This is a genomic window from Actinomyces sp. ICM39 (genome assembly GCF_000282935.1).
GTDB classification, from domain to species: domain Bacteria; phylum Actinomycetota; class Actinomycetes; order Actinomycetales; family Actinomycetaceae; genus Pauljensenia; species Pauljensenia odontolytica_B.
In genome coordinates, this window is the sequence record NZ_ALCB01000108.1 from 108,868 (window position 1) to 114,867 (window position 6,000).

At 65.0% G+C, this 6,000-nt stretch carries 6 protein-coding genes; 3 read left to right on the forward strand and 3 right to left on the reverse strand.

Annotated features, from left to right (window positions below; genetic code table 11):
• Window positions 1–155: 155 nt before the first annotated feature.
• A complete protein-coding gene (locus HMPREF1137_RS07385; protein ID WP_007590499.1) occupies window positions 156–2,276 on the reverse strand; it encodes a DNA gyrase/topoisomerase IV subunit B in 2,121 nt (706 codons plus the stop codon).
• A 236-nt stretch (window positions 2,277–2,512) separates the two neighbouring features.
• Here HMPREF1137_RS07385 and HMPREF1137_RS07390 point away from each other — a divergent pair, with 236 nt between their 5' ends.
• From HMPREF1137_RS07390 to HMPREF1137_RS07400, 3 genes are all read left to right on the forward strand, one after another.
• Entirely contained in the window at window positions 2,513–2,728 is a 216-nt protein-coding gene (locus HMPREF1137_RS07390) for a DUF7455 domain-containing protein (protein ID WP_007590381.1), read from the forward strand.
• A gap of 256 nt (window positions 2,729–2,984) precedes the next feature.
• The gene (locus HMPREF1137_RS07395; RefSeq protein ID WP_007590460.1) at window positions 2,985–4,085 is read left to right on the forward strand and encodes an FtsX-like permease family protein; all 1,101 of its coding nucleotides are present in this window, start codon (window positions 2,985–2,987) and stop codon (window positions 4,083–4,085) included.
• Window position 4,086: 1 nt separating this feature from the next.
• The gene (locus HMPREF1137_RS07400; RefSeq protein ID WP_007590400.1) at window positions 4,087–4,770 is read left to right on the forward strand and encodes an ABC transporter ATP-binding protein; all 684 of its coding nucleotides are present in this window, start codon (window positions 4,087–4,089) and stop codon (window positions 4,768–4,770) included.
• Here the strand turns inward: HMPREF1137_RS07400 and HMPREF1137_RS10425 are convergent.
• Both HMPREF1137_RS10425 and HMPREF1137_RS07405 read right to left on the reverse strand, forming a co-directional pair.
• The gene (locus tag HMPREF1137_RS10425; protein ID WP_007590516.1) at window positions 4,750–4,911 is read right to left on the reverse strand and encodes a hypothetical protein; all 162 of its coding nucleotides are present in this window, start codon (window positions 4,909–4,911) and stop codon (window positions 4,750–4,752) included. The genes HMPREF1137_RS07400 and HMPREF1137_RS10425 overlap by 21 nt on opposite strands.
• A 97-nt stretch (window positions 4,912–5,008) precedes the next feature.
• Window positions 5,009–6,000: AAA family ATPase (locus HMPREF1137_RS07405; protein WP_007590548.1), on the reverse strand; the 992-nt coding region annotated here is incomplete at its 5' end.

Below are 6,000 nucleotides of genomic sequence, written 5' to 3' on the forward strand. Positions count from 1 at the left end.
CGGGTACGGGACGGACCCGGGCGGCGTGAGTCGCTGCGCAAGTCCTGTCATGCGTAACATCCTACCGGCTGATAGGGCCTTTAGTCACACTGATGCTTGACATATGGTCAACACACATGAACGTTTGTGCAGAACGCGGGCACTTACGCCCGTCATTACGCGTCGATACGCGTACGATCCAGCCCCGCGGACTCCTCGACAATGAACTCCTTGCGCGGACCCACGGTCGAGCCCATGAGCAGCTCAAACACATCCTCAGCCTGACGCAGGGCTTCCTCGTCCGCCAGCGTGATGCGACGCAGCGAACGGTGGGCCCGGTCCATCGTGGTCTCCGCGAGCTGGTCGGCATCCATCTCGCCCAGGCCCTTGTACCGCTGGATCGGTTCCTTCCACGTGCGGCCCGAGCGACGCAGGGCGGCGAGCTTACGATGCAGCTCGTCCTCAGAGTAGGTGTAGATGTACTCGCGCTTCTTACGCCCCTTGCCCGCAACCTCGATACGGTGCAGGGGCGGGACAGCAGCGTAGATGCGGCCGGCCTCGACCATGGGTCGCATGTAGCGGAAGAACAGGGTCAGCAGCAGGGTGCGGATGTGCGCGCCGTCCACGTCGGCGTCCGTCATGAGGATGACCTTGCCGTAGCGAGCCTGAGACAGGTCGAAGGTACGGCCCGAGCCCGCGCCGATCACCTGGATGATGTTGGCGCACTCGGCGTTGGCCAGCATGTCCGCGGTCGAGGCCTTCTGCACGTTGAGGATCTTTCCTCGAATCGGGAACAGGGCCTGGTAGTGGGAGTTGCGCGCGGCCTTGGCCGTGCCCAGGGCGGAGTCGCCCTCGACGATGAAGAGCTCGGTCTCCTCGACGTCCTCGAGGCGGCAGTCCGCGAGCTTGGCGGGCAGCGAGGAGGTTTCGAGCGCGTTCTTCTTACGCGAGATTTCCTTGTGCAGGCGCGCGGAGACGCGGGCCTTCATCTCGCCAACGACCTTCTCCATGAGGAGGGAGGTCTGCTGCTTGTCGTCGCGCTTGGAGGAGGCAAACTTGGCCTTCAGCCAGTCGGAGACCACGCGGTTGACGACGGTGCGGATCTGGGGCGTGCCCAGCGTCTCCTTGGTCTGCCCCTCGAACTGGGGCTCGGGGAAGCGCACGGTGATGACGGCGGTCATGCCGGCCTGGACGTCGTCCTTCTCGGGGCGCCCGTCCTTCGCACCGACCTTGAGCTTACGGGCGTTCTTGTCGATCGCGGCGCGCAGGGTCTTGAGGACCGCCTGCTCAAAGCCGGTGACGTGGGTGCCGCCCTTGGGGGTGGCGATGATGTTGACGAAAGACTGGACGGTCGTGTCGTAGCCGATGCCCCAGCGCAGCGCGATATCGACCTCGCAGGTGCGCTCGACCTCGGTGGCGCGCAGGTGCCCGGTCTCGGAGTCCAAGGCCTGCACGGTCTCGTTGTAGGTGCCCTCGCCCGTGATGTGCCACGTGTCGGTGACGGGGCCGTCGGAGGCGAGCCAGTTCGCGAAGTCGACGACGCCGCCGTCGAAGCGGAAGCTCTCGTGGAGCTCCTCTTCGCCGCGCTCGTCGTAGCAGTTGATGGTCAGGCCGGGCACGAGGAACGCGGTCTGGCGGGCGCGCGCCAGCAGGTTCTCCCAGGAGAAGCCCTCGGTGGACGGGAAGATCTGGAAGTCCGCCCAGAAGCGCACGCGCGTGCCGGTCTGGGTTTTCTTCACCTTGCCGACGGTCTTGAGGGTCGAGCCGTCCACGAACGGCTTGAAGGGCGAGTTAGGGGTGCGCTGCTTCGAGTCGTCGAATTCGCCGGGTTCGCCGCGGCGGAAGCACATCTCGTGGGTCTTGCCGCCGCGGTCGACCTGCACGTCGAGGCGGGCCGACAGGGCGTTCACGACGGAGGCGCCGACGCCGTGGAGGCCGCCCGAGGCGGCGTAGGAGCCGCCGCCGAACTTACCGCCGGCGTGGAGCTTGGTGTAGACGACTTCGACGCCCGTCAGGCCCTGACCGGGCACGATGTCAACGGGGATGCCTCGGCCATTGTCGGCGACGGAGGCGGAGTGGTCGGGGTGCAGGCGCACGTCGATCGTGTCGCAGTGGCCTTCCAGGGCCTCGTCGACCGCGTTGTCGATGATCTCCCAGAGGCAGTGCATGAGGCCACGGTGGTCGGTCGAGCCGATGTACATGCCGGGGCGCTTGCGCACGGCCTCGAGCCCCTCGAGGACCGAGAGGTGCCGTGCGTTGTAGTCGGATGCGTCGGTAGGAGTCACGATGTGCATCATATGTGGCTGGGCGCTCGTTTGTGGCCAACGGTGCGCGTGGCGCCGGTTCTGGGACGCTTTCCACGATTGACGAGGCCGGGGCCAGATCGCGCTGGTGGGTACCGTTTCGGGGCGTGTTGGGGCTGTCGTTGGAGTGATTTCCACTCCCCCGTTTCATTGTGTCGGCGTGCGGGCGGTCGATTGCGCCCCGGGTGAACAGGGGTGCACGGGGCGGGGTGATGGTGTGTGATGGAAGCATGAACGCACAGACTCTTGAACGCCCCGTACTGGACGAGCCGCAGCTGAATGCGGCAAATCGTTGCGACGCCTGCGGCGCTCGCGCCTGGGTTCGTGCGACGATGCCTTCGGGTGGCCAGCTGTACTTCTGCGGCCACCACGCAAACGAGCACCTGCCCTCGCTGGTGGGCGGCGGCGCGCAGATCCTGGACGAACGTCATTTCATGAACGACTGAGAGCGAGCCCCCCGCGGCGGCGGGACGCACGGCGTGAAGGCGCGGGCGGGGACCAACGGGGTCCCCGCCCGCGTTTTTCTTGTGCGCATCGTTGTTGTGCCCATTTGCGACGACTACGTCACGAAACCACCCCTGACCCGCTCTGTCGCACATCTCCCTCGCGCGCCTGTCAAAAACCGCGTGGTACAGTTGCGAGCCGCTTTCGGGCACAAAAGGTGGCGAGCTGACACACTTTCGCCCGCATTGGAGCAAAGCCATGAAAATAGCGTGGAACGAAATTACATATCAACCAAAGAAGTTCGTTCTCATCGAGTTCCTGATCGCCACGCTCATGTTCATGGTCGTGTTCCTCTCGGGCCTCACCAACGGCCTCGCCGCCTCCGTGTCCGCGCAGATCGCGAACTACGGTCCCCTCACCTACGTCCTGTCGACGGACTCCGATGGCGTCATCCCCTATTCGTCGGTGACTTCCGACGACATCGACGCCCTCGAAGCGGCCGGGATGCGCGACTACGCGAGCCTCGTCATCCAGCGCGCGACTATCACCCAGGGCGACGACTCGAACACCCTGGACATCACGTACTTCGCGACGGATCACAACGACGGTAACGTTCTCCAGCCGACCCTCATCGACTCCGACCTGACGATCTCCATGCTCGGGGATAACGAAGTCATCCTCGACAGCGCGTTTGAAAACGAGGGCGTCCGCGTCGGCGATCGAGTGATTGACAAGATCTCGGAGCAGGAGCTCACGGTCGTCGCCTTTGCCAAGAGGGCTAACTACGGATACAGCGACATCGGCTTCGTCAGCTCGCAGACCTACGCGGGTATGCGTACCAAGACGGATCCGAACTACCGGTGGCAGGCCCAGACGGTCGTGACCTCGGATGAGATTGCGGAGGACGCCCTTCCCACTCACCTGATGACCGCCGACCGCCAGCAGGTCATCGACAAGATCCCCGGCTACAAGGCCCAGAACCTCACGCTCAAGATGATCACGTGGGTACTCCTCGTGGCCTCGTCCGCGATCCTGGGCGTCTTTTTCTACATCCTCACCCTGCAGAAGCTGCGCCAGTTCGGTGTCCTGAAGGCGATTGGCATGCCGATGCGCACCATTACCTACATTCAGATCTCCCAGCTGACGATCATCTCGATCATCGGCGTCGTGATCGGCCTCGGCCTCGCCGCCGCCATGGCGCCGTTCCTGCCGAGCACCGTCCCGTCGATCATGACTCTCGCAGACAGCGTCACCGTCGCGATCAGCTTCGTCGTGACGTCGATCCTGTGCGGCGCGCTGTCGCTGCTGAAGATCAAGAAGGTGGATCCCATCGAAGTCATCGGCGGAAACGGAGAATAAAGTGGCAATCATCGAACTGGATTCGATCGGAAAGTCCTACGCCGACGGCGACCAGACGCACCGCGTGCTGAGTGGCCTGAGCCTGAGCGCCGACGCCGGTGAGTTCGTGGCGATCCTGGGGCCCTCAGGTTCCGGAAAGTCGACGCTCCTGTCCATCGCTGGCCTGCTGCTGTCGGCCGACGAGGGGCGCATTTCCATCGCCGGCCAGGACCTCACACAGCTGAGCCAGAAGCAGTGGACGCGCAAGCGCCTGGAGCTGCTGGGCTTCATCTTCCAGGACCACCAGCTCCTGCCCTACATGCGCATCGGCGACCAGCTCGAGCTGGTCGCGAAGCTCAAGGGCGAGAAGGACAAGGCCGCGCGTCAGGCCGAGGTCCGTTCCCTCATGGAGGACCTGGGTATTGAGGCTTCCTACGCCAAGTATCCGCGCCAGATGTCGGGTGGCCAGAAGCAGCGCGCGGCGATCGCTCGCGCCTTCATCGGGAACCCGCAGCTGATCCTGGCAGACGAGCCGACCGCGAGCCTGGACCCGGATCGCGGCCAGGAGATCGCCCAGCTGATCTGCAAGGAAGTGAAGTCACAGAACAAGAGCGCCATCATGGTGACGCACGATCGCTCGATCCTGCCCTACGTGGACACGATCTATGAGCTCACGCACGGCACGCTAACGAGGGTCGAGGCCTGAGCGCGGCGGGCGCTCCGGGAGAACCTTCCACGCTCCGTCGCATTCGCCCGCTTCGAAGCGCTGAGCATCCGCTTCAAGATCAGCGTCGGTAACGGTGATCCCTCCCGCGAGACGGTAGGTCCCCTCTTGCTTGTTGCTCATTACCCTCTCCTCTCAAGTCCAAATTCTGTCTTCATTTTCTTTGAAGGCGGTGTCATCGCGAGTAGAAGCAACGGCCTTTCACGCGAGGACCCTTACCCTAGTCCGCCAAGCGCTGGGAGACCACCGTCGTGACACCGTCGCGCATGGTGACGCCGTAGAGGGCGTCCGCGATCTCCATCGTGCGCTTCTGGTGCGTGATGACGATCAGCTGCGAGGTCTCCTGCAGCTCCTTGAAAATCGCCAGCAGGCGCGTCAGGTTCATGTCGTCCAGGGCGGCCTCGACCTCGTCCATGACGTAGAACGGCGACGGACGCGCCTTAAAGATCGCGACCAGGAACGCGATCGCGGCCAGGGAACGCTCGCCGCCCGACAGCAGCGACAGGCGCTTCACCTTCTTGCCCGCGGGCCGAGCCTCGATCTCGATGCCGGTCGTCAGCATGTCGTCCGGGTCGGTCAGCACCAGGTCGCCCACCCCGCCCGGGAACAGCACGCCGAACACGTGCTCGAACTGCTCGCGCGTCTCGGCGAAGGCCGACGCGAAGGCCTCCTCCACCAGGCGATCCACGTCCTGCACAATGCGCAGCAGGTCCGCCTTCGACTGTTTAAGATCCTGCACCTGGTCCACGAGGAACTTGTGCCGCGAGGCCAGCGCCTCGTGTTCCTCGAGCGCCAGGGGGTTCACGCGCCCCAGCTTCTCCAAGTCCTTCTGCGCCTTCGCAAGGGCACGCTCCTGCTCGGCGCGCACGTACGCGCTCGGCTCGGCGGCCGCAGCCTTGTCGACCTGATCGGGGTCGAGCGGCAGCATCGGCACCAGCGTCTCCGGACCGAACTCGGCGAGCAGCTGCTCGGGCTCGAGGGACAGCTCCTCCAGGGCGCGCCGCTGCAGATCCTCGACGCGCAAGCGTGTCTGCTCTGCGGCGATCTGCCCCTGGTGGGCCGAGGCCGTGGCCTCCGACAGCTCGGCGCTCAGCCGGTCCAGGGCGCGGCGAGCGTCCGAGACCTCCTGGGAGACCTGGGAGCGCCGCTCGCTCAGGCGATCACGTTCGGCGGCAGCCCGGGACAGGGCGCGCTCGGCGGCCTCGAGGGCGA

Excerpts from the sequence above, each read along its gene's own strand:
- HMPREF1137_RS10425 (WP_007590516.1), bottom strand. The coding sequence starts at position 4,911 with ATGAGCAACAAGCAAGAGGGGACCTACCGTCTCGCGGGAGGGATCACC.
- HMPREF1137_RS07385 (WP_007590499.1), bottom strand. The coding sequence starts at position 2,276 with ATGATGCACATCGTGACTCCTACCGACGCATCCGACTACAACGCACGG.
- HMPREF1137_RS07395 (WP_007590460.1), top strand. The coding sequence starts at position 2,985 with ATGAAAATAGCGTGGAACGAAATTACATATCAACCAAAGAAGTTCGTT.
- HMPREF1137_RS07390 (WP_007590381.1), top strand. The coding sequence starts at position 2,513 with ATGAACGCACAGACTCTTGAACGCCCCGTACTGGACGAGCCGCAGCTG.